This window comes from Kribbella yunnanensis (assembly GCF_039529655.1).
GTDB classification, from domain to species: Bacteria; Actinomycetota; Actinomycetes; order Propionibacteriales; family Kribbellaceae; genus Kribbella; species Kribbella yunnanensis.
This window is the reverse complement of sequence record NZ_BAAANF010000026.1, coordinates 79608-104828: the sequence shown is the minus strand read 5'-3', so window position 1 is coordinate 104828 and position 25221 is coordinate 79608. Positions and strand designations below refer to the sequence as shown.

Annotated in this window: 21 protein-coding genes; 12 read left to right on the top strand and 9 right to left on the bottom strand. The window is 66.7% G+C overall.

The window, feature by feature from the left end; translation table 11 throughout:
* Position 1: 1 nt before the first annotated feature.
* Positions 2–3079 (bottom strand): hypothetical protein, encoded by a 3078-nt coding sequence (locus ABD231_RS37510; protein ID WP_344163542.1) that lies wholly within the window; start codon positions 3077–3079, stop codon positions 2–4.
* Positions 3080–3121: 42 nt separating this feature from the next.
* A complete protein-coding gene (locus tag ABD231_RS37505) occupies positions 3122–3763 on the bottom strand; it encodes a DUF2461 family protein (protein ID WP_344163539.1) in 642 nt (213 codons plus the stop codon).
* A gap of 91 nt (positions 3764–3854) precedes the next feature.
* Between ABD231_RS37505 and ABD231_RS37500 the strand changes: the two genes are divergently transcribed.
* Positions 3855–4271 (top strand): SRPBCC family protein, encoded by a 417-nt coding sequence (locus ABD231_RS37500; RefSeq protein WP_344163537.1) that lies wholly within the window; start codon positions 3855–3857, stop codon positions 4269–4271.
* 26 nt (positions 4272–4297) lie between these two features.
* Positions 4298–4891: a TetR/AcrR family transcriptional regulator gene (locus ABD231_RS37495; RefSeq protein WP_344163534.1), complete on the top strand. Its 594-nt coding sequence runs from the start codon at positions 4298–4300 to the stop codon at positions 4889–4891.
* Here ABD231_RS37495 and ABD231_RS37490 read toward each other — a convergent pair whose 3' ends face one another.
* Positions 4892–5248 carry a winged helix-turn-helix transcriptional regulator gene (locus tag ABD231_RS37490; protein WP_344163531.1) on the bottom strand — a complete coding sequence of 119 codons (357 nt, stop codon included), beginning with the start codon at positions 5246–5248 and terminating at the stop codon, positions 4892–4894. It abuts the gene before it with no gap.
* Positions 5249–5327: 79 nt separating this feature from the next.
* Here ABD231_RS37490 and ABD231_RS37485 point away from each other — a divergent pair, with 79 nt between their 5' ends.
* From ABD231_RS37485 to ABD231_RS37475, 3 genes are all read left to right on the top strand, one after another.
* On the top strand, positions 5328–6032 hold the full coding sequence (locus ABD231_RS37485) for an SDR family NAD(P)-dependent oxidoreductase (protein WP_344163528.1): 705 nt from the start codon (positions 5328–5330) through the stop codon (positions 6030–6032).
* A gap of 64 nt (positions 6033–6096) precedes the next feature.
* Positions 6097–6591 (top strand): SigE family RNA polymerase sigma factor, encoded by a 495-nt coding sequence (locus ABD231_RS37480; RefSeq protein WP_344163525.1) that lies wholly within the window; start codon positions 6097–6099, stop codon positions 6589–6591.
* A complete protein-coding gene (locus ABD231_RS37475; RefSeq protein WP_344163522.1) occupies positions 6588–7418 on the top strand; it encodes a hypothetical protein in 831 nt (276 codons plus the stop codon). The genes ABD231_RS37480 and ABD231_RS37475 overlap by 4 nt, the downstream gene beginning before the upstream one ends.
* Here the strand turns inward: ABD231_RS37475 and ABD231_RS37470 are convergent, their stop codons facing one another.
* Both ABD231_RS37470 and ABD231_RS37465 read right to left on the bottom strand, forming a co-directional pair.
* Positions 7419–8732, bottom strand: a complete 1314-nt coding sequence (locus ABD231_RS37470) for a hypothetical protein (RefSeq protein WP_344163520.1) — start codon at positions 8730–8732, stop codon at positions 7419–7421.
* 74 nt (positions 8733–8806) lie between these two features.
* Positions 8807–9016 carry a hypothetical protein gene (locus tag ABD231_RS37465; protein ID WP_344163518.1) on the bottom strand — a complete coding sequence of 70 codons (210 nt, stop codon included), beginning with the start codon at positions 9014–9016 and terminating at the stop codon, positions 8807–8809.
* Between the two features lie 111 nt (positions 9017–9127).
* Between ABD231_RS37465 and ABD231_RS37460 the strand changes: the two genes are divergently transcribed.
* A complete protein-coding gene (locus tag ABD231_RS37460; protein WP_344163515.1) occupies positions 9128–10132 on the top strand; it encodes a LacI family DNA-binding transcriptional regulator in 1005 nt (334 codons plus the stop codon).
* Here the strand turns inward: ABD231_RS37460 and ABD231_RS37455 are convergent, their stop codons facing one another.
* Positions 10133–10585, bottom strand: coding sequence for a GNAT family N-acetyltransferase (locus ABD231_RS37455; protein WP_344163512.1), 453 nt, complete (start codon positions 10583–10585; stop codon positions 10133–10135).
* A 159-nt stretch (positions 10586–10744) separates the two neighbouring features.
* Between ABD231_RS37455 and ABD231_RS37450 the strand changes: the two genes are divergently transcribed.
* Positions 10745–13006: an alpha-N-acetylglucosaminidase gene (locus tag ABD231_RS37450; protein ID WP_344163510.1), complete on the top strand. Its 2262-nt coding sequence runs from the start codon at positions 10745–10747 to the stop codon at positions 13004–13006.
* On the top strand, positions 13006–14391 hold the full coding sequence (locus tag ABD231_RS37445; RefSeq protein ID WP_344163508.1) for a hypothetical protein: 1386 nt from the start codon (positions 13006–13008) through the stop codon (positions 14389–14391). The genes ABD231_RS37450 and ABD231_RS37445 overlap by 1 nt, the downstream gene beginning before the upstream one ends.
* On the opposite strand, the gene ABD231_RS37440 is transcribed toward ABD231_RS37445, so the two are convergent.
* On the bottom strand, positions 14311–17454 hold the full coding sequence (locus ABD231_RS37440) for an AfsR/SARP family transcriptional regulator (RefSeq protein WP_344163506.1): 3144 nt from the start codon (positions 17452–17454) through the stop codon (positions 14311–14313). The genes ABD231_RS37445 and ABD231_RS37440 overlap by 81 nt on opposite strands.
* A gap of 157 nt (positions 17455–17611) precedes the next feature.
* On the opposite strand from ABD231_RS37440, the gene ABD231_RS37435 reads away from it, so the two are divergent.
* Positions 17612–21526, top strand: a complete 3915-nt coding sequence (locus ABD231_RS37435) for a discoidin domain-containing protein (RefSeq protein ID WP_344163505.1) — start codon at positions 17612–17614, stop codon at positions 21524–21526.
* Here ABD231_RS37435 and ABD231_RS37430 read toward each other — a convergent pair.
* Positions 21516–22391 carry an NmrA family NAD(P)-binding protein gene (locus tag ABD231_RS37430; RefSeq protein ID WP_344163502.1) on the bottom strand — a complete coding sequence of 292 codons (876 nt, stop codon included), beginning with the start codon at positions 22389–22391 and terminating at the stop codon, positions 21516–21518. The genes ABD231_RS37435 and ABD231_RS37430 overlap by 11 nt on opposite strands.
* 85 nt (positions 22392–22476) lie before the next feature.
* Here ABD231_RS37430 and ABD231_RS37425 point away from each other — a divergent pair, with 85 nt between their 5' ends.
* Positions 22477–23130 carry a TetR/AcrR family transcriptional regulator gene (locus ABD231_RS37425; protein ID WP_344163499.1) on the top strand — a complete coding sequence of 218 codons (654 nt, stop codon included), beginning with the start codon at positions 22477–22479 and terminating at the stop codon, positions 23128–23130.
* Here ABD231_RS37425 and ABD231_RS37420 read toward each other — a convergent pair.
* The gene (locus tag ABD231_RS37420) at positions 23127–23939 is read right to left on the bottom strand and encodes a glycoside hydrolase family 16 protein (RefSeq protein ID WP_344163494.1); all 813 of its coding nucleotides are present in this window, start codon (positions 23937–23939) and stop codon (positions 23127–23129) included. The two genes, ABD231_RS37425 and ABD231_RS37420, sit on opposite strands and share 4 nt — an antisense overlap.
* Positions 23940–24119: 180 nt before the next feature.
* On the opposite strand from ABD231_RS37420, the gene ABD231_RS37415 reads away from it, so the two are divergent.
* Together ABD231_RS37415 and ABD231_RS37410 are read left to right on the top strand one after the other, a co-directional pair.
* Positions 24120–24959, top strand: a complete 840-nt coding sequence (locus ABD231_RS37415; protein ID WP_344163492.1) for a glycoside hydrolase family 16 protein — start codon at positions 24120–24122, stop codon at positions 24957–24959.
* An 18-nt stretch (positions 24960–24977) separates the two neighbouring features.
* A partial coding sequence (locus ABD231_RS37410) for a GntR family transcriptional regulator (protein WP_344163489.1) occupies positions 24978–25221 on the top strand: 244 nt, incomplete at its 3' end.

Sequence of the window (25221 nt, the reverse complement as noted above, 5' to 3'; positions counted from 1 at the left end):
TTCAGGCCTCGACCCATTCGCCGTCCTCGTTCTGCTCCCAGACCGGCAGCGCGTCATCGGCGCGCAGCTTGACCAGGCTGGTCGGAACGCGAACGGTCCACGGATCACCCTGCGGCACCTCATCGCCCGGGCGGTCGAGCCGCTCGGCAAGTTCGTCCGCGATGGGCAGGTAGAGCGGGCTGGAGATGGTCGGCAGCGGGCCGCCGTTCCAGACCTCCCCGAAGGTGAGGAAGTGGTCGATCGCACCCTCGAACCCCGGTCGGGCCGGCACGGTCGCCCGGCAGTACCCGGCCTGCAGGAAGTCCACGAAGGCCGGGTCGGGATCGTCGTACCCGAGCCGCTCGTCCCATTGATCCTTGCTGCCCCAGAAGTACGGGTAGGTGACCCAGGACATGTGCTCCCACTCGAAGGCCTGCTCGAAGAAGCGGACGTACGTGCCTTCGGCAGCCGCCTCCGCCACGTTGATCTGCGGCAGTCCGTTGACGGGCGAGTTGACGACCGCGTCGAACAGGTCGAAGTGCTGATCGGTCAGGATGCTCAGGCAGTTCTTCTGCAGCTCCCGGCGGATCGTGATCTGGTTCGCTGCGGGGTTGCGGCCGCGGATCGCGACGCCGGCCTGCAACTTGAGCTGCGCCAGCTTCTCCTCGTAGTCCGCGACCTGCGCGTTGTGGGCGGAGAGCAGCTTCGCGTGGGTCTCCAGTCGCCACTTGTCCAGTGCCCGGTCGGTCCGCTGACACTTCACCTCGATCGCAACCGCGATCTGCGACGAATGCCACGAGTCGAGCGCGAGCGGAATCGAGTCGCGCTCGTCGTCCAGCGTTGTCGTCCACTGCCATTGGCCGCCCGTCATCCGCTGTACCCGGCGGCCGAGGGCGACGTCCAGGCTGGCGTCGGACTCCCAGACGTTCCAGACCCTGGCGACACTGCCGAACACCGCACGGTAGCCGTCGTCGATGGTGATCTGGGCGGAGTGGTTGTAGTTGGTCTTGCTGTCACCGCCACCGCCCTTGAAGTCGGCGGACTTGGTGCGGAACAACTCGGGCGGCGGTGCGACATCGGTGGCGCCGCAGACCTTCACCCAGTACGAATAGTTGCTCTCACTGATCTGTGCCGGCGTCAGAGTGAAGTCCGGCGGCTTGGTCAACGTGAGCGCGCTGTTCTGTGCCTGGTTCATGGCGGCAACCAGGAACGCCGCCGGCTCGGGGATCATGAAGTCGAACATCATCCGCAGGCCGTAGTTGAACATCTGGGCCTGGTAGACCTTGTTCACCCACTGGTACACGCCGGAGATGTGACCGGTTCCGGTCGTGTTGTCGAGCGTGTGCACGTTCTTCTCGATGGTCTCGGTCAGTGTGCGAGTCGTCGTACGCTGCAGCACCCGCTCGGAGATCTTGCGTGAGGTTCGCTCGGTGACGTCCTGGGAGAACGTCGTCGCCGACTTGGTCGCCTCTTCCTTCGACCGGTTGAACGACCCCTCCGCGCTGGCCGAGAACTCGACCGTCGGGCCGTAGCTGCCGGAGATCGTCAGCCCGGCCTTGAGCGCGACATCCTCCTTGATCGTCTCGCTCGCCTCCCGGCTCATCTCGAACCGATCGGTCGACTCGAGCTCGTGCTCCTCCGACGTACTCGTCTCGGTCTCGACGAAGGTGATCGTCTCGCTCTCCTCGCGACGCGTGTGCTCACGCGACTTCAGCTCACCCTTGAGGATGTTCTCGATGTGCGCGACGTCGACAGCCTCGTAGCCGGTCAGTTGCTGCTTGATGATGAGCAGGTCCGCAACCCCGGCCGGCGCGATCTTCCCCTTGGTCGTCGGCACGCTGCCGGGCATCGGGAAGAACGGGATACCGAGGATGCCACCGGTCCCCAACGCGCCCCAGCCGGTGGTCAGCGGCGTTTTGACCGAGATCAGCGCATCGCCGAACCGGACGAACGAGTGCTTCTCCGGATGCCCCGCGACGACCTCAAGCTCGTCGACCGTGGTGGCGAGGTCGGTCTGCAGCCGCTGGGTCACCTTGTCGAGCGGCGTCGTCGCCAGGTCGATACCGCGCTGCTTCAGGGCCGCCTGCGTCTTCTGGGACAGCTTGCTCCCGACGTTGGGCTTCAGCACGAACCCAACCTCGGCAAGCGCGACCGGCGTGAACGCAGCGCGCACCGGCAGCACCACGTCGGGCGCCTTGACGAGTGTTTGGGCAAGTTCGGCGTACGGCGTGCTGATGTCGACCACCGCGCGCTCGTCGTCCTCTCGCCGCGGCGCACCCTTGATGTGCTGCTCGCGCAGGATCTGGGTGTAATTGGCCGCACTGCTGACCGCATTCGTCAGCACCGTGACCTCGGGTGCCCGGGTTGGCTCGCTCGCGACGATCTCAGTAGCGCGGAAGTGGATCGACTCGAGACTGGCCAGCTCCGAGATCGCACCGCGCAGTACGTCGTGCTCGGCCAGCAACTCGTCGACCCGCTTGCGGCGGTTTTCGAGGAGCTTCTTGCGCTGCTCCTCAAGCTCCTTCCGCGCGTCCCGAGTGGACAGCCGAGACTTCAGTTCGAGCTCAACCGGCAGTTCGAGCGAACGACGCCTCCTCCGAGCAGAGTCGTTCGCCGGGCGGTCGGCGGCGACATCCGCGATCAGCTCGGCCGTGCGGAGCTGACGCGTCAACCGCTCGATCGGCAGCCCGTGCAGCTGCTGCAACACCTTGATCGCAATCAGGCTGTCGCGCAGTCGCCGTACCGTCTCCTGGTAGTCGTCCCCGGCCACCACATCCTCCGCCGGACTACCGAACACCTCCTCAACCGCGTTGGCCACCTCCGACCACGGCACCTCCCCGGCCGCCTCGAGTGCGTCAACGCGATCAGCAAGCTCATCCAGCCTTGCCCCCAACGGAGTGTCCGACACCCCGGACACGAAATCAGCAGACGCGGCAAACTCCGCCGACGCCGCCTCGATCCCAGGCCGGCCGCCACCGGAAACCACAGCGGCCCGCAAGGCATCTTGATAAGGGGACTCCTGTTCGAGCCCGATCGACAACTGCTCCGGCGCCTGCTCAACCGCAGGCCGCAGGAGCATCAAACGAAACAGATTCTCCATGACTGTATGGAGACCGCCGAGTTCCCCATTAATACAGGGTCGTCAGGCTTGGGCGACCGGTGACACGTTTCGCACCAACCACCGGACCAGCGGCCGTAGCTGGGTGAAGACGGCGTGCACCTGGTCGGCCGCGGCAGCGGTGTGGATCCACTCGTCGCATCCGAGGTGCCGGCGCGCGATGACGGATCGGTGCCGCAACAAGTGCTCCCGGGGATGGTCGGCCGGATAGCCTCGCGGCGGTCGCTTCATCAGATCTCCCGAGATCGAGAAGCCCTCCCGCTCGAGCTTGTGCACAATGGCGACGAGGCGACGCCCACTTCCCGGCTCGGCAACCGCTGCTCGGTAGCGCTCGATCTGCGGCGGCGGCGCGTACCACCACGCCGCGCCGACCTCCAGTCCGTCCAGATCGAAACCGACGGTCAGTTCGACGTTCCGGGCCAGCCGAACGTTCGCGGTCTGCCGCTGCCACGCCCCCATTGAGACCCCGCCGTACCGCCACACCGCGAAGTCCTCGTACGCCGGATCGGCGTAGGCCATCGCAGTGAGCAGCTCGACCATCGGCCGCCGTACCAGGTCCTCCCGGTCTTGCCTGCACTCCCGCAGGACGTCGGCAGCAGGCTCGCCCTCCAGCTGGAGCAGCAGGTCGAAGGCCGACCGCGGCCACCCCTCGAAATCGCCCGTCACGACCAAGGAGCCTAGCTTTATTCGCTCGACAGCGGCGGAACCATAATTAAACTGAACGACCATGCAGGAAAATAAACCAGAGATTCGTACCGTGACCGACATCTCCGCCACGCCCGCGACGGTGTGGCGGGTGCTGACCGACGTACGGCGGTTTGCGGAGTGGCATCCGACGTTGTCGGTTGACGAGGAGGCGCCGGAGTTGAAGGTTGGGGCTGTTGTTTCGTTGCGGCTTGGAGGTGGGGCGGCTGGTGAGCAGAAGTTCGAGGTGGAGATCGTCCAGCTGGAGCCGGAGCGGTTGCTGGTGTGGGAGGGCGGTACGGCGGGGGTGTTCTTCGGGGAGCATTCGTTCGAGTTGGAGGTGTTGCCGGACGGGGTGCGGCTGGTCGACGTCGAGCGCTTCACGGGGTCGATGGCCGAGTCGGTGATCGGCGAGAACCGGGAGGCGCTGGAGCGGGAGTATCGGCAGGTTGGGTGGGCCTTGAAGGAGATGGCCGAGAAGTTAGGCTGACGGTCATCGCGGGAGTCAAGGGGCAGGTGCAGCAACGCGGCGTCGATCGGCGTCGCGCGATCCTGGATGCCGCCGGTGAGCTGTTCGGCCGTCAGGGGTACCGCGGGACTGGGTTGGCGGCGATCGCGGCCGACGCCGGCATCACCGCCTCGGCGGTCGTGCATCACTTCGGCAGCAAGGAGGGGCTGCTGCAGGCGGTTCTCGACGACTACGACGAGCGGTCCGCGTCCCGGCTGGCACACTACGTCGGCCAGGGCGTGACCGGGCTTGTCGACGCGATGCTCGACAACGCGGAGCACATGACCCACAACGTCCACCTCGCGACATTGCACACGACACTCCAGTCGGAACACCTCGAGGCCGCCGAAGACCACCCCGTACGACGTCGCTTCCTCGACCGGAATCGCATGCTACGCAAGGCGATCGCGGCCATCTTCCGTACGGCGGTCGCCGACGGCGAGCTCGCTTCATGCCCCGACCCCGAGGCGATCGCCACCGAGATCCTCGCGTTCCAGGAGGGCGCCCTCGTGCTGTGGCGGCTCGACCCGACCGTCGATCTGCACGCCCTCTACGCCAACTACTTCCGGCGCCTGCTGACGGATTGCGGCGCGAAAATGTAGTCAGGCCTGCAAACGGGCCCGGGCAGCCTCGATGTCGGGGACGTGTTGTTCGGCCCAGAGGCGGACCGCGCGGAGTGGGATGAGCAGGGAGCGGCCGAGCGGGGTCAGCGCATACTCCACGCGCGGCGGATTCTCGTCGTACTCGCGCCGGCTGATCAGCCCGTCGGCCTCCAGGGAACGCAGGGTCTCGGTCAGGACCTTCGGGGTGATGCCCTGGATGTGGGCCTTGAGTTCGGTGAAGCGGCGCGGCCCGTCGTCGAGGGCGTTGACGACGAAAACGGTCCAGCGGGCGCCGATGCGATGCAGCACCGTGCGGCTCGGGCAGGTCGCTGCCATCACGTTGTAGGCCTTGCCCATGGGTGCTCCCAGTTCCGTTGAAGATACCGGTATCAAATCCATACCGTGACTCCTGATCCTACGAGAAGGAGTTGGAACCATGGAGCGGATTCTGGTCATCGGCGGCGCCCGAGCGCTCGGCGCGGCGGTGGCGAGGCGCGCGGTCAAGGACGGGTACGACGTCGTCGTCGGCGCGCGTGATCTCGCGGCGGCCGACGTACTGGCTGGCGAGATCGGCGCCACCGCAGTGCGGATCGACCTGCAGGACGAGTCGACGATCGCGGCCGCCGCGGAGCAGTTGAAGGATGGCGTCGATCACCTCGTGACGACCGGGTCGGCGCCGCACGACGTCCGCGCGACCGACCTCGATCGCGACAAGCTGGTGACGGCGTTCACGGCGAAGGTGCTCGGTCCCCTGCTCGTCTCCAAGCACTTCGCGCCGGTACTGCGGCCGACCGGATCGATGGTGTTGTTCTCGGGCGTGGTCGGCTGGCGGCCCGGACCGGGCTCGCTGGTCAAGGGGATCACCAACGGGGCGGTCGAGTACGCCGCGCGTCACCTGGCGGCGGATCTCGCGCCGGTGCGGGTCAATGCCGTCTCGCCCGGGGTCATCGATTCCGGCGCCTGGGATCGCCTCGGCGAAGCCAAGGCCGGACTGCTCGACAAGAGCGCAACCGGCACGTTCGTCGGACGGCATGGTGAGACCGAGGACATCGTCGATGCAGTGATGTGGCTCCTCCGCGCGGGCTTCGTTTCCGGTGAGACGATCCACGTCGAGGGCGGCGCTCGGCATCGATCTGCCTGAGGCATGCAACCAACTATCTGGGCGGTGGCGTGTCTAACCCGGTACCGAAGATCGGGGAGGACCTATGAGTGAACGCGACGCCGCGTTCGAGGCGTATTTCGCGGCGCGTTCCGACGCCATGCGCGGAACGGCGTACTTGTTGTGCGGTGACTGGCATCGGGCGGAGGACCTGGTCCAGCAGACCTTCACGAAGATCTATCTGGCGTGGCGCCGGATCCAGCGGCACGAGGCGATGGACAACTACACCCGGCAGACGCTGATCCGGACGTTCCTTTCGGAGCGGCGGCGGGGGTGGTTCCGGTTCGAGTCGGTCGGGGATACAGCGACTGATCGGCCGGCGCCGGCAGGTGGGCAGGCCGACGAGCGGATGGTGTTGCTGGACGCACTCGCGAAGGTTCCGCCGCGGCAGCGCGCCGTACTGGTTCTGCGGTACTGGGAGGACGCGTCGGTCGATCAGACGGCCGAGCTCCTCGATTGCTCGGCAGGAAACGTCAAGAGTCAGGCCGCGCGTGGGCTGGAGACACTGCGCGGTCTGCTCGCAGAGGAGAGGGTTCGATGAACGAAGAGGATCTCAACCGGGCACTGCGCGACGCGATGGAACGCAGTACTCCCCCGCCGTCGATGGATCCTTCGCAAGCACTGAACCACGGCCGTACGGCGTTTCGGCGGCGCCGGCTGGCGTGGACCGGGCTCGCCGTCATACCGCTGGTGGCCGCCATCGGCGGTGGTCCGGCCCTGGTCGCGAACCTCGGCGGCGGCGGTTCAGGGGGCGACCTGGTGGCGGGCGGCCCCACGGCGACGGCGGCGCCGACCACCCGCAAGAGTGGCGATCCGTGGCCGGAGGGCCAGTCGGATCGTACGGCGACTGCCGGTCCGCGCATGACCCGAGTGACGAAGCTGATGGACGACCTGAGTTCGTCGGTCCCAGCGGGCTTCACCACGCCCGACCTCAAGGCCCCGGAAGGTCACCGGCTGCGGTATGCGCAGGCGCAGTACGCCTCCAACGACGGTGAGCAGGACTACTGGGAGTACGCGGCCACCATTCCGGTCGAGCGGGACGGCAAGGTGGGCAAGCTGCTGCTGAACTCGACCACGCCTGACGGCAAGCCGGCGACGGACCCGTGCAAGCTGGCCAAGGGGTTCTGGGGTGGTACCGGCACCTGCGCAATCGTGGATGTCGACGGCAAGAAGGTCGGCGTGGTGACCACCAAGGGTCAGGGTGAGTTCGACCAGTGGGCCACCTACCGCTACGACGACGGCACCGTCGTGATGCTCGCGCAGGCCAAGAAGTACGAAGGTCAGCCGAAGCCGCTGGCGCAACCGATCTTCACCAGCCGCCAACTGGCCGAACTGGCGACCGCGGCGAAGTTCAAGATCAGCGACTGATCACCAGTCCAGGTGGACCTCGGGCAGACCGAGCCGCTCGCGCACCCAGGGCGGCCCGGGCGGGTGCCGGACGACCTCCTTGACGAGGTCGTCATGGCTGGGTCCGGAGGAGAACCACGCAGGTTCCTCCCGCGTGGCTTCCCACTCGCGCTCTTTCTCCCAGTAGTCGCGGTTGGCGTCGGCTTCCGGCGGCTCGACGCGCACCATCGAGGGAAGCCCGAGCGGGATGTCGTGGAGTCCCAGGCGGATCCGCCGCAACGCCGCCGCCTCGGGGAAGTCAGGCAGCAACTCGGTCACCAGCGGCCCGCCGGCACCCGCAGGCAGACCCTCCGCGACGATCTCCTCGTGGTCGCCGACCGCGCGCAGGACGACGGTGGCGTCTGGCGCCAGGGCGACCCTTGCCTTGTCGATGTCATCCTTCAGCATCTTGAGGAAGATCGGTTCCAGCGGGCCGGAGCTGTCGCGCACCCCCTGGTAGATCCAGTGCACGACGCGTTCGTCGGGTGCCTTGGGAAAGGATGCCGAGAACCCGACGACGCTGATGTAGGCGCCGTCGAGCCAGCGCGCGTATTTGACGGGTGAGTACTTCATCAGCAATCGGCCGAGCCTGGTCCACGGGCCGACCGCGAAGGCGATCGAGAGCATCGCCGCACCGACCACGATCGCCAGCAGCGTCACCACCAGGATGGTCGTCAGTGTCACCAGGACGCCGGCCAGGAAACTCGGCCATCCCCACTGCTCACGCGCGTGATCCCACACGGGATCCACGACCAGGCCCTTGAGACGCTCCACGAGGTCGGCGACATATCCCGCGACACCGGCGGACACTGCCGCGACCACGATGGCACCCGCTCGGCGTACCAGACCTGTACCTCGTAGCTCGTCGGCCGCCGTGACGAACCCGGCAAGATGCTGCCCGAACTGGGCGATGACCAGCAGGGTCATCGACACCGCGACGAGCGCGGCCGCGAGCGGCTGGATCTCCGCGGAGTGCGAATTCCACGCGATGTAGGCGGCCGTCGTACCGGCGACGACCACGCGCAACAGCCAGCAGATGACGACGAGCAGGCGACCGAACCCCGCCACCCCGCGCCGACGCCGGCCCGCCAGCGCAGGGTGCGGCCGTAGCGCGGGCGCGGACACCAGCATGACAACGCCGATCCCGACGCCGACGAGAGTGCACAGGGTGACGCGGGTGCTCCGCGACTCCTCGACGAAGACGAGCGCGATGCTCACTCCCACGACCATCAGGCCTGCGAGTACGCCGATGAGGCGTGCGAGTGCGGGAACCCGACGTGGCCGAAGACTCAACATCCACTCCTCTGCGTAACGACTCCGATGCAGCGTAGTGGGGTCGAGAGTCTCTCGGCGGATGATCCGCGAGTGGTTCAGGAGTGCAGGCGGTGCGGGGGCGGTTCCACGGCCCGCGCCGCGCGGTCCAGGGCGCGGGCCAGCGCGGACCGGACATCCGTCGTACGCCGGATCCGGCGGGACCGTCGCGTATCCGGCACGACCGGCGCATGCGGCCGCGCGCTGTCGATCTCCGACTTCACCTGTCTGATCGCCATCAGCATCAGGGCGTCGTAGTCCCCAGGCATCGTTTCCTCCGTCCGTTACCGTTAACGTGACCGTTAACATCACCGTACGTCGCGGCGCCGGAGTGGTCAACGGATTAAGGCTGGTTGACTGTGCGCATGACAGGGAGACCGATGAGCGAAACCGGCGGGTCGGTGCCCAAGCGCACCACGCTCCGCGACGTGGCCAAGGCGGCCGGGGTCTCCCACCAAACCGTGTCGCGGGCGATCAACGGCAAGGGTGAGATCGACCCGGAGACCCAACGCCGGGTGCTCGATGTCGCCCGTCAGCTGCGGTACCGGCCGAGCCGATTCGCCCGCGGGCTGGTCCGGCCGGACGTCGTGAGTGTCGGCGTGATCGTGCCCGACGTGGTCAACCCGTTCTTTCCGGAGTTCATCGACGGCGTGATCCAAGCAGCCGGCCGGCAGGACTGGCAGGTGGTCGTGGCCAGCACCCAGTACGACCAGGCCCGCGAGCTGACGCTTCTTCGCTCACTCAGTCAGCAGGTGGACGTGATCGTCGGCTACCTCACCCATCCCGACGAAGAACTCGCCGCCTCTGTCGGTGGGGTCCCGCTGGTCGTCGTCGACCGCGGCCTCGACTCCCCGACGTACGCCTCGGTGGAGATCGACGCGCTGACCGGCATCCGGGAAGCGATGGATCACCTGACCGATCGAGGGCATCGCAAGATCGGCATGATCGACTGCGTGCCGCCGTGCGGCGACCCGTACGCCCGGCGTCGCATGTTCCAGACGCTGACCGCCGAACACGAACTAACGGTCGACGACAGCTGGATCGTCACCGTCGAGCAATCCGTGGCCGGCGGCAACACCGGCTTCCGTGAGCTGTGGCAAGCACATCCGGACACGACCGCCGTACTGGCCTTCAACGACCTCGTTGCCATCGGCGCCCATCAGGCCGCCCGCGACCTCGGCGTACGAGTGCCCGAGGACTGCGCACTGGTCGGCTTCGACGGACTAACCGTCGGCGAACTCATCGAGCCGCCGCTGACCACGGTTCATCTCGACAAGCGCCGGCTCGGCGAACTCGCCGTACAGCAGGTCGATCGACTCCTGTCCGGCGAACTCCCACCCCCGGTGGTACTCACACCCCAGCTGGTCGTACGCCGTACAACCTGATCACAGGTCTTTGCGGAAGAAGTGGTTCGAGTGGCCGGGCGGGTAGTCGTGCTTCACGCCGTACTCGGTGTAGCCCTGTTTGCGGTAGAACTCCGGCGTCTGGAAGTCGAACGTCGACACGTCCGACCAACGGCAACCGCGCGCTCGCCCCTCGGCCTCCGCGGCCGCCAGCAAACCTGAGCCGACGCCCTGCCCCGCCCACTCCCGGTCGACCCACATGAGATCGATCGTCAGCCAGTGCCACACCCGCTCGACCCGCCCGACGCAACCACCGATCACGGTTCCCTTGGTCGTGACGGCGTAGACCTGCAAGGGCTCGGACTTCAGGTTCTCCGGCTCGAACCGTACGTCGACGATCGGCGCGGCCGCCCTGTTGAACGCCACCAGCTTGTCGGTCAGCTCTTCTTCCCGCTGCCGATCCACCTGAATCTCGAGAGACCACTCGCCTTGCACAGGCCCACTATCGCCGCTCCCCCGAGCGCCAACAACGGGATTTTCGGTGGGTATTCGATGGGAGGTGTGGTGACGTCAGTGCGGCGTCGGCGGGAAGTCGGCGGGGGTGCTGAAACTGCAGTGGACCACTCGTCACCGCCCATCCCCCGGAGGGATCTCATGACCCCTGTTACTCGGCGTACGTTCGTTGGCGGCGCTATGGCTGCTGCCCTCGCTGTTGGTGGTGCCGGGCGCGCTGTCGCGGCGTCCGGTGCGGCCTCGGCCCAGGCGGCGCCACCCAACCTGGCGGCGGCTCGCGCGGCGATCCAGCGCCTGAGCGGGTTGGACCCGAGCCGGTTCGCCCTCAGCACGCTTGTCGCGGGTGCCGGTGAGACGGATGCGTTCCAGATCAGTCGGGTCGGCGATCAGGTCGGGATCGCGGGGAGCAGCACGGTCGCGCTGCTGTCCGGGTTCAACTGGTGGCTCAAGTACGTCGCTCGCGGGCACCTCTCGGCGAACGGCGACCAACTGCAACTGCCGTCGACGCTCCCGACCCCGGCCACACCGATCCGGATGAGCACCGAACTGGCGGAGCGGTACGCGTACAACTTCACCTTCTTCGGCTACACGAGTCCGTACTGGCAGTGGCCGGAGTGGGAGCGTGAGCTCGACTTCCTCGCGATCAACGGCACCAATCGGGCGCTGGCGCTGATCGGGCAGGAGATCGTCTGGTACGACACGTTCCGCGACTTCGGGATGAGCGAACTCGAAGTACGTCAGTGGATCTCGATGCCGGCCCACCAACCCTGGCAGTGGTACGGCGAGACCACCGGCTACGACCTCGATGCTTCGGGGTACAGCGGGCCGGTGTCGGTCGAGTTCCTGCACAAGCGCCGGGACCTCGGGCAGCAGATCGTGGCCCGGATGCGGGAGCTGGGGATCACGCCGGTGTTCCCGGCCTTCGTCGGTCATGTGCCGGACGAGGTCTTCAAATCGCGCCACCCTGGCACCCACATCCCCGCGCAGAAGGACTATGCGGGTCACCCACGGCCGTACTGGCTCGACACCACCGAGGCTCTGTACCCCGAAGTGGCTCGCCGGTTCTACGAAGCTCAGCGCACTCACTTCGGCACCACCACGCATTTCTCCAACGACCTCTTCCACGAGGTCGGCGACGATCTGCCGGATTACCTGGACGGCGCGAATCTCGGTGACGCGGCGGTCGCCGTACAGAATGCGTTGGAGGAAGCGTCTCCCGGCGCGATCTGGCTGCTGCAGGGCTGGCAGTCGAACCCCCGGCTCGAGATCCTCAACGCGGTCGACGAGAACCGCGTGATCGTTCTCGACCTGGACTCCGACGACGACCGCAAGTGGGAGGACACCGAGGCGTACTGGGGTGTGCCGTGGTGCTGGGGCAGCATCCAGAACTTCGGCGGCCGGCTCGGGATGTTCGGCAACCTCGGCGAACCGGGTCAGACGTTCCCCCGCGTCCGCACCCGGCCCGAGCGCCGCCGCCTGGTCGGCTGCGCGTGGGTGCAGGAGGGTCTGCATCAGAACCCGATCGTCCCCGACCTGCTCGGCGAGATGATGTGGCGGCGTTCGGCGGTCGACCTCTCGACCTGGGTCCGCGACTTCGCCGTCCGCCGGTACGGCAGCGACGACGCCAACGCGATCAAGGCGTGGGACATTCTGCGACGGACGGCGTACTCGTATGTCTCGACCAACCACACAACCGGCGAAGGGCCGTTCGAGTCCGCATTCCAGGCGATGCCGGATCTGAACCTGCGCAGTGTCTCGATGTTCGGGCCGGATGAGTTCCGCTATCTCCCCGAGGAGTTCGAACCTGCGCTGCCCGCACTGCTCGCGGTGGCGCCGGCGCTGCGGAACAAACCGACGTACAAGTACGACGTCGTCGACGTCACCAGGCAGGTTCTCGCCAACCGGGGACGGCTGCTGCTGGACAAGATCCGGGAGGCGTACGAGGCCAAGGACCGGACCGAGCTGGCCCGGCACAGCAACCGCTTCCTCACCACGATCGACCAGACCGAGCGGATCCTCGGCACGCATCCGCAGTGGATGCTCGGGCCCTGGCTCGAGCAGGCGAAGACCTGGGGAACGACCGCCGACGAGAAGCAGCTGATCGAGTGGAACGCGCGCTCGATGATCACGATCTGGACCGAAGAGGCCTTCGGCACCTTGCGCGAGTACGCGAACCGGGAGTGGCACGGCCTGCTCAGCTCGTACTACAAACCGCGCTGGCAGCGGTTCCTCACCGACCTGCCCGCGACGATGGCGAGCGGCAAACAGCCCGAGTACGGCGATTGGCTCGCACGCGGCGATGCCTGGAGCCAGCAAACCGAACTGCACCGTACGACGCCGGCCGCGGACCCGTACACAGTCGCCGCGGACATCGCTGCCGCACTCGCCGCGGACCCGCTCTGATGGCGCGCTTCCGGAGGAACGCGGCGACGCTGTCGGTGGCCATGAACACGTTGAACCTGACGCCGAAACACCCGCCGTGGCCGAGTCTGTGGATGGGTGGCTACGGCTGGGATCCGCGTGGTGGCGACGGCACGTACGCCCGCAAGCTCCGGGCCCACTGCCTCGTGCTCGGCGACAGCGGGTCAGCGAACGTACTGCTGCGGATCGACGTGGTCAGCATCCCCCGCGACGTGCATCGCGAACTGCGCCGCCGGGTCGTGGAGGTGGAGAAACTGGTGGCCGACTCGGACTTCCTGATCGCGAGCAGTCACACGCACAGCGGTCCGATGATCGGGAGCACTCATCCGCATCCGAACGTCCTGATGAACCTGCAGCCGGCCGACATCACGGCGGTCAACCAGTCGACCGCACTGTTCATCGATCTGATGGTCGACCTGGTCAAACGCACGGTGCAGGCGCCGAAGGTCCCGGCCACGCTGCACTACGCCGAGGGTTCCGTGCGCCTCGGGCACAACCGCACCGGCGTGGTCGACACGGTGCTTCCCGACGTACCGGTCCTGCTGGTCCGGAACGCGACCACGACCGAGCCGGTGGCGGTGCTGTTCGGGTATGCGTGCCATCCGGTCTGCCGTGGCAACGACAAGATCTTCGACTCCGACTACGTGGGCGTCGTGATCGAGTCGATCGAACGGCGACTCGGGCTGCCGGCGCTGTTCTTCCAGGGTCTGGCCGGTGACATCGACCCGGATGCGGGCGGACCGCTCGTGGTCGGCGAGAAGCTCGCGGATGCCATTGTCGACGTACTCGCCGCTGATCGGTTCACTGCAGTGACAGGCCCGATCCTGACCAAGCTGACCGAGATCCAGCTACCGTTCGCGGTCGACACCGGTGATGCAGCAGTGCAGGCGGACCTGAAACGCAAGTTCGAGAGCCGACTCGACGGTCATCTCGGCCAGGCCGAGGTGCGGCATGCGCGACTGATGCTGGAGCAGCTTCGGACTGGGACTGTTGCGCGGTCCATCCCGATGCCGATCCAGTGCTGGAAGTTCGGCGGGCTGACCGTCCTCGCGCTGTCGCACGAGGTGCTGGTGGGCTATCAGCAGTTGATCAAGGACATCGCCGTACGGCTTGGGATCGGGAAGCTGTGGGTCATGGCCTACGCCAATGAGACGCAGTGCTACATCCCGACCGACGAGACCGCCTGGCAGCCAGGCTACGAGTCAAGCTGGCGGGAAGGAGATCGACTCGTCGCTGGCTTCGGCTCGAGCATGCTGGCCTACAGCTGGCCGGCGCCGCTCAGATCGTCACCGGTCGGCACTGTCCCGGCCGCTCCCGGAAGTGCTCAGGCCGTCGTGCTGGCTGCCTGCGAGGCCATCCTGCGGTAGGGCTGCGCGGATCTCCTCCTGCAGCGTCCGAGCTTGTTCGGCCGCTGCGTCCGCGGCATCGCGCCGACCCGCGCCGAGCTCGGCCGCCGAGAGGGCGGCGAGCGCCTGGGCTTCGCGCAGCCGGAGTCCGGTGGCACGAGCCAGCTCAGTGGCTGCTCGTGCCGCCGTACTCGCGCCGTTGGACCGGGTGCGCGACAGACCGATCAGCGCGGCGATTTCGCCTTGTGGGTAACCGATGTTGCGGGCCAGGGACAGCGCCGCACTGTGCTCGTCGACCGCCTTGGCCGACTCACCAAGGCCAGAATGTGCAGTGGCGAGCGTGTTCAGCGAGTCGACCTCGAAGCGTCGGTTGCGAGTTTGCTGAGCCAGTTCGAGTGCGTCGGTCGCATAGCCGATCGCGGCTGCGAACTTGCCGTTGTCTCGTTGCAGCGCAGCCAGATTCTGCAGTACTTCGGCCTGGTCGTGCCGCGATCCCAGTCGTTGATAGCGATCCAGCGCATCGTGATGTCGGCGGGCTGCCTCGTCGAACTCGCCCAGCCGGAGGTGGACGGCGCCGAGGGTGTTGAGTGCGGTCGCCTCCGTATGGAGCAGGCCCAACCGTTGAGTTGTCGCGAGCGCGGCTTCGAGCTGGACCTTCGCCGCGGCGAGCCGACCGGCCTCGAGGAGCGCCATGCCGAGTCGCACGGACGCGACAGCCGCTGGTAGTGCAGGGCTGACGTCGAGCGCGTCGGTGAAGCTTTGGATCGCGGCTGACGTCCGCCCGCATTCCAGTTGCACGATGCCGAGGTTGATCATCGCCACAGCCCGGCCGGCGGCATCGTCGACGTACTGGAACAGTTCGAGCGCACGTTCCAGGTGATCGGCGGCGGCGTCGTACTCGGCCGCGCTCCAATGCAGGATGCCGAGTGCGTTGAGCATGGTGGCCTCGGCCCGCCGCTCGCCGTGGCGTCGTGCGGTCGCCAGGGCAATGGTTGCCGTGGTCAACAAATCGTGGTCGTGCCGGTTGGTGTGCAGGTAGCCGGTCAGTGCATCAGCCAGGTACCAACTCATCGCCGCGAGCTCCGGGTCGGACGCGGCCGTCTCGACCGCGGCGACCAGACCAGCGCGCTCACGGGTCAGCCACTCGACCGCGGCCTCATGGTCGATCGGAGACCTCGCCGACAACCAGTCCGGTCTTGGCAGTCGGGGCAATGTTGCATCGAGCCGGTCCGCAGCTGCGTCTGCGGCACTCAGGTAGAAGCCGTACAACCTGGTGAGCGCTGCGGTTCGTTCGGATGGGCTTTCCTCGGCCTGCGATCGCTCCCCCGCGTAGATCCTGAGCAGATCGTGCACCTGGTAGCGCCCGAGGTTGTGCTGCTGCACGAGACTCGCCGCGGTCAGCCGGCTCAGCAGCACAAACGCCTCCGCACGGTCGACGTCAGCCAATGCGGCCGCAGCCTCGACGGAGAAGTCCGGACCCGGTATCAGACCGAGCAGGCGGAACAACCGAGCCGCAGCTGGTTCGAGCGGCTCGTAGGACAAACTGAAAGCCGTCCGTACGGCGGCCTGGTCGTCGTCCTCGATGGACAGTGCCGACAGGCGGTTCGCGTTGCGCAGTTCGTCGACATACTCGGCCAGTCGGGTACCCCGGCGACTGAACAGGTTGGCCGCAGCGATGCGCAGCGCGAGTGGAAGCCGACCGCACAGTCGCACCAACTCAGCACCCGTTTCGGGATCCGCGGTGAGCATCTCGTCACCGGCGATCTCGATCAGCAGCGCGCGGGCATCGGCGTCCGACAACGGATCGAGCGCGACGCGGCGCGCACCTTGGAGCGCGGTCAGACCGCGCAGTTCGTTCCGGCTCGTGACGAGGACCGCGCAGCCCGCTTCATCCGGCAGAAGTTGTCGCACCTGTTCGGCGCTCGCCGCGTTGTCCAGCACGATGAGCAGTCGGCGGTTGGTGAGCAGAGACTGATACAGGTCCAGCTGTTCATCCGGATTCGCCGGAAGCTGGGCCGATTGGATGCCCAAGGCCCGTAATAGCTGGGTGAGCGCCCGCCCGCGCGCGGTCGGCGAACCACTTGCGTAGCCGCGAAGATCGACGTACAGCTGACCATCGGGGAAGTCGTCGCCGACGTGATGCGCGACGTGGACGGCGAGCGCTGTCTTGCCGACGCCCGGTGGTCCGGAGATGACGACCAGCCGTAGTCCGCGACGGCCGCGGCGGCGGGTGAGCAGGCTGCAGAGATCGGCTGTCTCGTTCTTCCGGCCGACGAAATCGAGGACACCGGCGGGCAACGATCGCGGCGTTCGGCCGCGACCCATCGAGCTGGGCGGCCGCAGTACGGGATCGTCGCTCTGGATGGCGAGTTGCAGGCGATGGAGCTCGCGGCTCGGAACCGAACCGAGCTCGGCGGAGAGGAGAGTGGTCAGCTGGTCGAAGGTGTCCAGTGCATCCAGCGGGCGGTTCGCCCGGTACAGCGCCAGCATCAGCTGACCCCAGAACGCCTCGCGGAACGGGTACTCGGAGACGAGTGCGCGCAACTCGGGGACGACCTGGTTGTGCCGGCCCAGGTCGAGATCGAGCTGCATCCGACGCTCCAGCGCCTGGCAGCGAAGCTCCTCGAGTCGCGGCAACTCCTCGCGATGCAAGAGATCCGACGGCACGTCCGTGAGCGGTCGGCCGCGCCACAGCGCCAAGGCTTCCTGTAGCTGGGCTGCTTCGGTCGCCGGGTCCTCGCCTGCTTCCGCCTTCCGCAGCGCTGCATGGAAGCGGAGGAGATCCAGCTGCTCTGGAGCGATGGTCAGCCGATACCCGCCCGACTCGGTCCGGATGATGCCGGAGGAGCGATCGGTCTCCCCCAGTACGCGTCGCAACCGCATCACGTATGCCTGCGCAGTAGCTCGGGCATCGGGCGGCATGTCGTCCTGCCACAGCCGGTCGATCAGCTCCTCGATCGCGACCACCTGGTTCGCCCTCAGCAGGAGCGCGGCCAGCACGACCCGCTGCTTGGCCGCGGGAACCGCGATCGGCCGGTCCGCTCGCAGGACCTCGAGCGGACCGAGGATCCGGAATTCCAGCATGTCGGCCATGATGGCCCGAATTTAATCTCGCTTTGAGGTCTTGCCGGGACCCGGTATCGCGGTCTACCGTCACATCCCAATCATTAAGAAACTTTCCTAACAGTTCTCCGATGCTTGGGAAAGCGCTTCCCGTCCCCGCCCTTCAGGAGGCACTGCGATGCCCTTCACCACCCGACGAAGTCGCCGCCGGCTTGCCGGAGCCGGCGCGTTCACGCTGATCTTCGGCTTGCTGACCACTGCGACCGTGGCTCTTCAGGTTCAGGCGGCATCCACCGCCGCAGCCGCGATTCCCGACCTGACCAGCGCGAATCGGCGGGCGCCGATCGCTGGTCTGCCGGACTGGAGCAAGGCAGGCTACCGAGGCGGTGCGCCGCTGCCGGGTCCGGCCGACATCAACCCCGACCCAAACTGCCAGGTCACCGCCGACGAGCTTGCTTCGCAGTACGGCGTACGTGCAGACGGCAGTGACGCCACCACCGGGCTGCAGTCCGCGATCGACGCGATCCGCACGCAGTGCACGCCATCGGCGACGTACAACAAGCTCTCGCAAATCACCTTGCCGGAAGGACGAATCACCGTCACCCGGCAACTCGGTCTCGACGCCAGCTACTTGCTGATCAAGGGCGCCGGACAGGGTCGTACCGTGCTGGTGTTCCGCCCCGACACCAACACCAGGTACGACAAGCTCACCGCTGACGGCAGTGACTGGGACGAAGACGGGATGACGCACGGATCGTCCGGCAAGGGTGGTTGGATGTGGCCCGGCCGCGGACTGCTCCGAGTCCAGAGCCGCGAGGTCTCCCCCAAGTACGCCGCCGACTATGCCTCGGCGCCGGCGAACCGCAAGGACATCTTCGAAGGAAGCATCAACCAGCACTGGGCCAGCGGCGTACCGCTGCGCGAGGCTTCTGCCATCGGTACGACCCAGATCAAGCTGGCGACCAATGCGAACATGGCACTGTTCAAGGCCGGCAACTACCTCTGGGTCGGTGCGGCGAACTCGGCGAAGTTCTACCAGCAGCAGACCGTCACCGACGCGTCGAAGTACATGAACCTGCACATGCGCCAGCAGATCTTCCAGATCACCGCGGTCGATGCGACCGGGCGCAACCTGACGATCGACAAACCCCTCGAGTACGACCTGCCGCTGAACTCCACCTCGGACGGCTCGGCGGCGATCGGTGGGACTGTCTACCCGAGCCGGGTGACGCCGCTCAAGCCGGTTCTCGGGGTCGGTATCGAGGACCTCACCATCACGCAGGACATGACCGGTCTGCCGAAGCTTGCCGGCGGCACCTACAACCTCAACAAGGCGGATGCCGTCCACAACTACGGCAACATGGCGCCGGAGTACGAGATGCACGGGATCGTGCTGAAGTGGGCGATCAACGCCTGGGTCCGCCGGGTCGGCACCGAGATGACCGGCTCGCATCCGATCGTCACCGAGAGCGCCAAGAACATCCAGGTCCAGGAGTCACACCTGGACGGCTCCTGGAACAAGGGCAAGGGCGGCAACGGCTACCTGCGCGGTTCCCGGGTGTGGGACTCGCTCTACGCCTACAACACCACCCGGAACCTGCGGCACTTCACCTTCCAGTGGTCGGCCTCGAACAACGTAGCCATCGGCAACGACTTCGACTCCGACCTGAACGTGCACGGCGGTTGGGAACGCCGCAACCTGTTCGAGAACAACACTGTCCGGATCCCGTTCGAGCACTCGTCGAAGAACTGTCAGAGCAACTGCGGCGACGAGGGCGGTGACATCCCGGACGATTCGACCTGGTGGCCGATCTGGTGGGCTGCGGGTCCGAAGGCGGTCAAGTGGTCCGGGTCCAGCGGTCCGCAGAACGTCGTCTACAACAACGCCCTCAGCAAGCAGACCACCGAGAACGGCCCGTACCAGAGCTACTACCCCGACCGGCAGCGGCTGTACCAGTTCGGCAGCAGCTCGGCCGACCCGACAAAGTTCCAGCACCTCGCAGTGAACGGCGCGACCATCCCTGACTGGGCAAGCCGCGAGACGGCCGACTACACCGTGCCGAACGGCGGCGTCAACGCAACTCGTACGGATGCCTCGGGTTCGCTGTTCCTTCGCAACCCAGGTGGTGGTGGCGAGGACGACACCACCGCGCCCAGTACGCCGTCCAGTCTGCGCGCCACCGCGACCACATCGAACAGCGCATCGCTGACCTGGAACGCGTCGACGGACAACGTCGGAGTGACCGGGTACGACGTACTGCGCAACGGGACGGTGGTCGGAACCAGCACCGGCACGACGTACACGGATACCGGTCTGACCGCAGCCACGACGTACTCGTACACCGTCCGGGCAACCGATGCTGCGGGCAACCAATCAGGTCTTAGCAACGCTGTCGATGCGACCACTCAGCCTGGTGGTGGTGGTGGATCGGAAACGTTGTTGTCCCGCGGGAAGCCGGCGACTGCGTCGTCGACCGAGGGCAGCGGCTTCGAGGCCGGGCTTGCGGTCGACGGCGATGCCGCGACTCGCTGGGCATCGCAGGAAGGGTCCGATCCTCAGTGGATCCAGGTCGACCTCGGCGCCGCGGCGAACCTGACCCGGGTGAAGCTCAACTGGGAAGCTGCGTACGGCAAGGCTTATCAGGTCCAGCTCTCGACCGACGGCACCACATGGTCGACCGCTCACTCCACGACGACCGGTGACGGCGGCACCGACGAGATCCCGGTGACCGGATCCGCCCGGTACGTGCGGATCAACGGGACCGCGCGCGGGACGGCGTACGGGTATTCGCTGTTCGAGTTCGAGGTCTACGGGACCAGTGGTGGCGGCGGTGGCGACACCACGCCGCCTAGCGTTCCGGGTGGGCTCCGCAGCACCGGTACGACGTCGTCGAGCGTCTCGCTGGCGTGGAACGCGGCGACCGACAACGTCGGTGTCACCGGCTACGTGATCTACCGCAACGGGCAGCCGGTGACCACGGTCACGGGCACCAGCCACACCGACAGCGGACTGACCGCGTCGACGAGCTACTCGTATGTCGTCAGGGCTCGTGATGCCGCGGGCAACCAATCGGGACCGAGTCCCGCGATCACCGTGACAACCTCGGGTGGTGGCGGTGGGTCGGTGGTCGACGTTTCGACGGCCGCTCAGTTGCAGGCTGCGCTGGCGAACGCGCAACCAGGTCAGACGATCCGGCTCGCGGCTGGCCAGTACCGCGGTGCGTTCCTCACGCAGCGCGCCGGGACCGCGTCGGCGCCGATCACGCTGACCGGGCCGGCGTCCGCCGTACTGATCAATGATGGGCCGACCGGAGATGCACCTTCGTGCCCGGCTCCGACGGCTGGGTGGGATTCCGGGTACGGGCTGTGGCTGTTCGGAGCGCCGTACTGGAAGCTGACCGGATTCACGGTGCAGGAGTCGAAGAAGGGCATCGTGCTGGACAACTCGCATCACGTGACCATCGACGGCGTCTCGGTCCACCACACCGATGAGGAGGGCGTGCACTTCCGCCGTTCGTCAGCTGATGGCGTGATCAAGAACTCCACCGTCACCGATGCCGGTCTGGTGCAGAAGGGGTACGGCGAGGGTGTCTACATCGGCTCGGCCGGGTCCAACTGGAGCTGCCACGGCAACACCGGTGGGGTCGACAAGTCCGACCGAGTTCAGGTGCTGGACAACCAGCTCGGCCCGAACATCGCCGCCGAGGCCATCGACGTGAAGGAGGGAACGACGGGCGGAGTCATCCGCGGCAACACCTTCAACGGCCGCGGAATCTCCGGCGAGAACTCGGCCGACTCGTGGGTCGACGTCAAGGGCTTCGACTACGTCATCGAGAACAACACCGGGACCTTCTCCTCCCCCGGCACGTTCGCGAACGGCTACGAGACGCACAACCCCTCCACCACCCCGTCGTTCGCGAACGGCTGCGGCAACGTGTGGCGGAACAACTCGTCCAACCTGGGCGGCACCGGCAAGTACGCCATCTACATCACGTCAGCGTCCAAGTGCAGCGCCGACCCCAACGTTGTCTACGCCTCCAACACCGTCCAGAACGCGGTGACAGGCCTCACCAATATCCCCGTCACCCCTTGAGCACAGGAACCTGCTGAAGGATGCCCTCGATGACCGAGCGCGCCGGAGTCGCCGGCCGGCCGATCAGGTCTTCGAGGGCAGGGTCGGTCACCGCCATCTCACCGGCGCGGGCGGCCCGGAACATGCCGAGGGTGAACTCGGCCAGGTCGGCGGGCATGCCCTGCGAGGTCACGTCCGCCGTCCACTCTTCATCGTCCACAACGATCCGCTCGATCGTCCGCCCAGTGACTTCGCCTGCTATGCGCGCAACGTCCGCGAAGTCGAGCAGCTCGGAAGCGGTCAACGCCTTTGTTTTGGTGAGTACGCCGGGCGTCGTGAGCGCGATGGCGTCGGCCTCGGCGAGGTCGTCATGCGCAGTCCACGACACCGGGCCGTCGGCCGGCAACCTCAGCTCACCGGTCTGCAAAGCCCTCGGAAGGTAGTGCTCCAGCGTGCTGGCGTAGAAGCCGTGGCGCAGTGCGATAGAAGCAACATCCTGTACGGCGAGGTGCGCCTCGGCCTCCGCATGTTCGCGGGCCGGGGCGAACTGCGAGTTGCGTGAAGCCATCTGGTGACTGGTGTAGAGCACCCGCGAAGCGCCCGCGGCCACCGCGGCATCGATCGCACATTTGCTGGCGGCCGAAGCCCGCGAGCCGCGGATCGCGGCCGAGATGACGAGCACCTGATCGGCGCCCTCAAAGGCGTGCCCGAGGGTCTCCGGGTCGGTGAAATCGCCTGCGCGAACCCGGACTCCACGGTCGGCCAGGGCAGCCGCCGTACCGACGTCGCGCACGCTCACCCCGACCTCGGTGGCGGGAACACGGTCGAGCAGCTTGCTGACAACCAGGGAGCCGAGCCGTCCGGTCGCTCCGGTGACGATGATCATTGCGCTTCTCCTTGAATCGGTGATCCGCCAGTCACGTTATCACCGATTCGAATCACTGATAACACGTTCCTGCTACCATCGATTCATGGACGCCACAGCCGAGATCGTCGCCGCCGCGGCCGAGCTTCTCCGCACGGGTGGAGCGCGGGCGGTCACGACCCGCGCAGTCGCCCAGGCCGCCGGGGTCCAGCCGCCGACCATCTTCCGGATCTTCGGCGACAAGGACGGCCTGATGGAGGCGGTGGCCGAGCACGTGATGGCCGGCTACTCCGCTGACAAAACCGTGAAGGCTGCGGCCGAGGACGGCGATCCGGTCGACGATCTCCGCGCCGCCTGGCACGCGCATCTCCAGTTCGGACTGTCGAACCCCGAGGTGTTCCTGCTGCTCACCAGCCCGCAGCGTCCTTCCCCAGCCGTTGTGGCCGGCGAAGAGGTCCTTCGGGCCCGGGTCAACCGGGTCGCAGCGGCAGGACTCCTCAGCGTCCCGGAGGGTCGCGCAGTCGACATGATCCGCGCGGCCGGCACCGGCGCCGTACTGACTCTGCTCAGTCAGCCCAAGGCCGACCTCGATGGCCTCCTCGATGCAGTGCTCGCGAGCATCCTGACCACGAACCCGGCGCCACCCGCCTCCGACACCGTGGCGGTCGTGAACGCCTTCCGAGCAGCCATGCCCGACCTGCCCACCTTGAGCGACAACGAGCGATCGCTACTGACCGAATGGCTCGACCGCTCTGCCTAGTTGTAGATGCGGACGTAGTCGACGAGCAGAGTTGTGGGGAACTTGGTTTCCTCGATCGGACTGCCCGGCCAGGGACCGCCGACGGCGAGGTTGAAGAGCAGATAGAAGGGACGTTCGAAGACCCACTTCTTCCCCTCGGGCAACTTTTCGGGCGTCATCTCGAAGAACGTCCTACCGTCAACCTGCCACTGGATCCGCTCCGGGCTCTTCTGGACGGCGAACACATGAAAGTCATCACTCAGGTCGGCAGGTAGCTCGACCTCTCCCTGTACGCCGGCATCGTCGGAGTAGCCCGGGCCGTGCAACGTGCCGTAGACCGTCTTCGTCTCGTTGCCGACCCACTCCATCACGTCGATCTCACCACCGTTCGGCCACTCATCAACGCCGGAGCCGAGCATCCAGAACGCGGGCCACAGCCCGGTGCCCGCGGGCACCTTCATCCGAACCTCGACGCGCCCGTTCTGCATCGAGACCTTGTCCTCACTGGTGATCCGGCCCGAGGTGTACTCGCAGTTCTTCCCGTTCCAGCAGGGCAGCTCAGCGCCTGGATCGGCCTTCGCGGCGGTGATCGCGAGATGCCCGTCGCCGTCACGGACCAGGCTGTCCTTCGTGTAGTACTGCAGCTCCTCGTTACCCCAGCCGTCGAACTCCTTGTTGCCGGTAGCAACGTTCCAGGATCGCTCATCAACCGGCCCCGACCCGTCGAACTCGTCCGACCACACCAGGCCGGGCCCCGGCCGACTGCTGTCCGTACACCCACTCAACGCGGTGAGCACGACGACAGCCACCATCGACAGAAGCTTCTTCATGAAAGCGCCCTCATCTTTTAACCACTTACTCACCAGCTTGCTCTGCCTGAGTCTGTTGCGCGATCGGCAGACATGTCAAGCGTGGTCGAGCTCAGTTCTGGTTCTGCGGTCTGAGATATTGACCACTTATTGCCCAGCGTGAGACGGTCCTCGGCAACCCACCCGCTATCGGAGGTTGTCATGAGACGAACCCGCCTGGTGGCCGCGCTGCTCGCGGCTGCCGTCGTTTCACCCGCCCTGACCACCGCGCCGGCCGGCGCCGACGAACGGTCCGCTTTGGCCCTGACCTGGCAGGACGAGTTCGACTCCCCGGCCGGAACCCGGCCGGACGCGAGCCGCTGGAACTTCGACGTCGGCGGCGAACCCCAGTGGGGCAACGAGGAATGGCAGTACTACACCGACCGCGCCGAGAACGTCTCCACCGACGGCGCGGGCCATCTCGTCGTACAGGCCCGCAAGGAAAAACTTGCCGGCATGGAGAACTGTCCCTACGGCACCTGTGACATCACCTCGGGCCGGATCACCACCAAGGCAAAATTCGACCAGGCCTACGGCAAGTTCGAGGCCCGGATCAAGATTCCGGACGGTCCGGGCCTGTGGCCGGCCTTCTGGATGATGGGCTCCAACATCGACGAGGCCGGCTGGCCGAACAACGGCGAGATCGACATCATGGAAATCGTCGGCAGCGAGCCGTACACCCTCTACGGCACCGTGCACGGTCCCGGCTACCACTCGGAGAACGGCCCCGGCGGCAGCATCACCGCCCCCACGAAGTGGGCCGATGCGTTCCACAACTACGCCGTCGAGTGGTCGCCGTACAAAATCGTCTGGACCGTCGACGGCACCGTCTTCCACACGGTCACCCCCGCGGACCTCCCGGCCGGTGCCACCTGGGTCTTCGACCACTCCTTCTACCTGCTGCTGAACCTCGCCGTCGGCGGCACCTGGCCCGGCCCGCCCACTTCGTCCACCCAGTTCCCAGCCAAGATGCTGGTCGACTACGTTCGCGTGTACAGCTAGCCACCGAGAGGCGAGGTAGTGACAGCCAGTCTGCGCAAGCGCGATCGCGCCCGTGAACACCTGATCGGCCTGATCGAAACCAGGGCGATCGGCCAAGCGATCCCGTCCGAGCGACAACTGTCCGCGGACCTCGGCATCTCCCGCCCCACCCTCCGCTCAGTAGTCGACGAACTGGTCCGCGACGGCTGGCTCGTCCGCGAACACGGCCGCGGCATGTTCGTCGGCTCCCCCAAGATCGCCCAGGAGATCGTCGGCGGCCCCT

What these genes read in the sequence shown, in the direction of transcription:
- ABD231_RS37415 (WP_344163492.1), top strand. Translation starts at nt 24,120, where the DNA reads ATGAGACGAACCCGCCTGGTGGCCGCGCTGCTCGCGGCTGCCGTCGTT.
- ABD231_RS37510 (WP_344163542.1), bottom strand. Translation starts at nt 3,079, where the DNA reads ATGGAGAATCTGTTTCGTTTGATGCTCCTGCGGCCTGCGGTTGAGCAG.
- ABD231_RS37430 (WP_344163502.1), bottom strand. Translation starts at nt 22,391, where the DNA reads ATGATCATCGTCACCGGAGCGACCGGACGGCTCGGCTCCCTGGTTGTC.
- ABD231_RS37480 (WP_344163525.1), top strand. Translation starts at nt 6,097, where the DNA reads ATGAGTGAACGCGACGCCGCGTTCGAGGCGTATTTCGCGGCGCGTTCC.
- ABD231_RS37475 (WP_344163522.1), top strand. Translation starts at nt 6,588, where the DNA reads ATGAACGAAGAGGATCTCAACCGGGCACTGCGCGACGCGATGGAACGC.
- ABD231_RS37470 (WP_344163520.1), bottom strand. Translation starts at nt 8,732, where the DNA reads ATGTTGAGTCTTCGGCCACGTCGGGTTCCCGCACTCGCACGCCTCATC.
- ABD231_RS37435 (WP_344163505.1), top strand. Translation starts at nt 17,612, where the DNA reads ATGCCCTTCACCACCCGACGAAGTCGCCGCCGGCTTGCCGGAGCCGGC.
- ABD231_RS37460 (WP_344163515.1), top strand. Translation starts at nt 9,128, where the DNA reads ATGAGCGAAACCGGCGGGTCGGTGCCCAAGCGCACCACGCTCCGCGAC.
- ABD231_RS37420 (WP_344163494.1), bottom strand. Translation starts at nt 23,939, where the DNA reads ATGAAGAAGCTTCTGTCGATGGTGGCTGTCGTCGTGCTCACCGCGTTG.
- ABD231_RS37485 (WP_344163528.1), top strand. Translation starts at nt 5,328, where the DNA reads ATGGAGCGGATTCTGGTCATCGGCGGCGCCCGAGCGCTCGGCGCGGCG.
- ABD231_RS37445 (WP_344163508.1), top strand. Translation starts at nt 13,006, where the DNA reads ATGGCGCGCTTCCGGAGGAACGCGGCGACGCTGTCGGTGGCCATGAAC.
- ABD231_RS37450 (WP_344163510.1), top strand. Translation starts at nt 10,745, where the DNA reads ATGACCCCTGTTACTCGGCGTACGTTCGTTGGCGGCGCTATGGCTGCT.
- ABD231_RS37465 (WP_344163518.1), bottom strand. Translation starts at nt 9,016, where the DNA reads ATGCCTGGGGACTACGACGCCCTGATGCTGATGGCGATCAGACAGGTG.
- ABD231_RS37440 (WP_344163506.1), bottom strand. Translation starts at nt 17,454, where the DNA reads ATGCTGGAATTCCGGATCCTCGGTCCGCTCGAGGTCCTGCGAGCGGAC.
- ABD231_RS37490 (WP_344163531.1), bottom strand. Translation starts at nt 5,248, where the DNA reads ATGGGCAAGGCCTACAACGTGATGGCAGCGACCTGCCCGAGCCGCACG.
- ABD231_RS37425 (WP_344163499.1), top strand. Translation starts at nt 22,477, where the DNA reads ATGGACGCCACAGCCGAGATCGTCGCCGCCGCGGCCGAGCTTCTCCGC.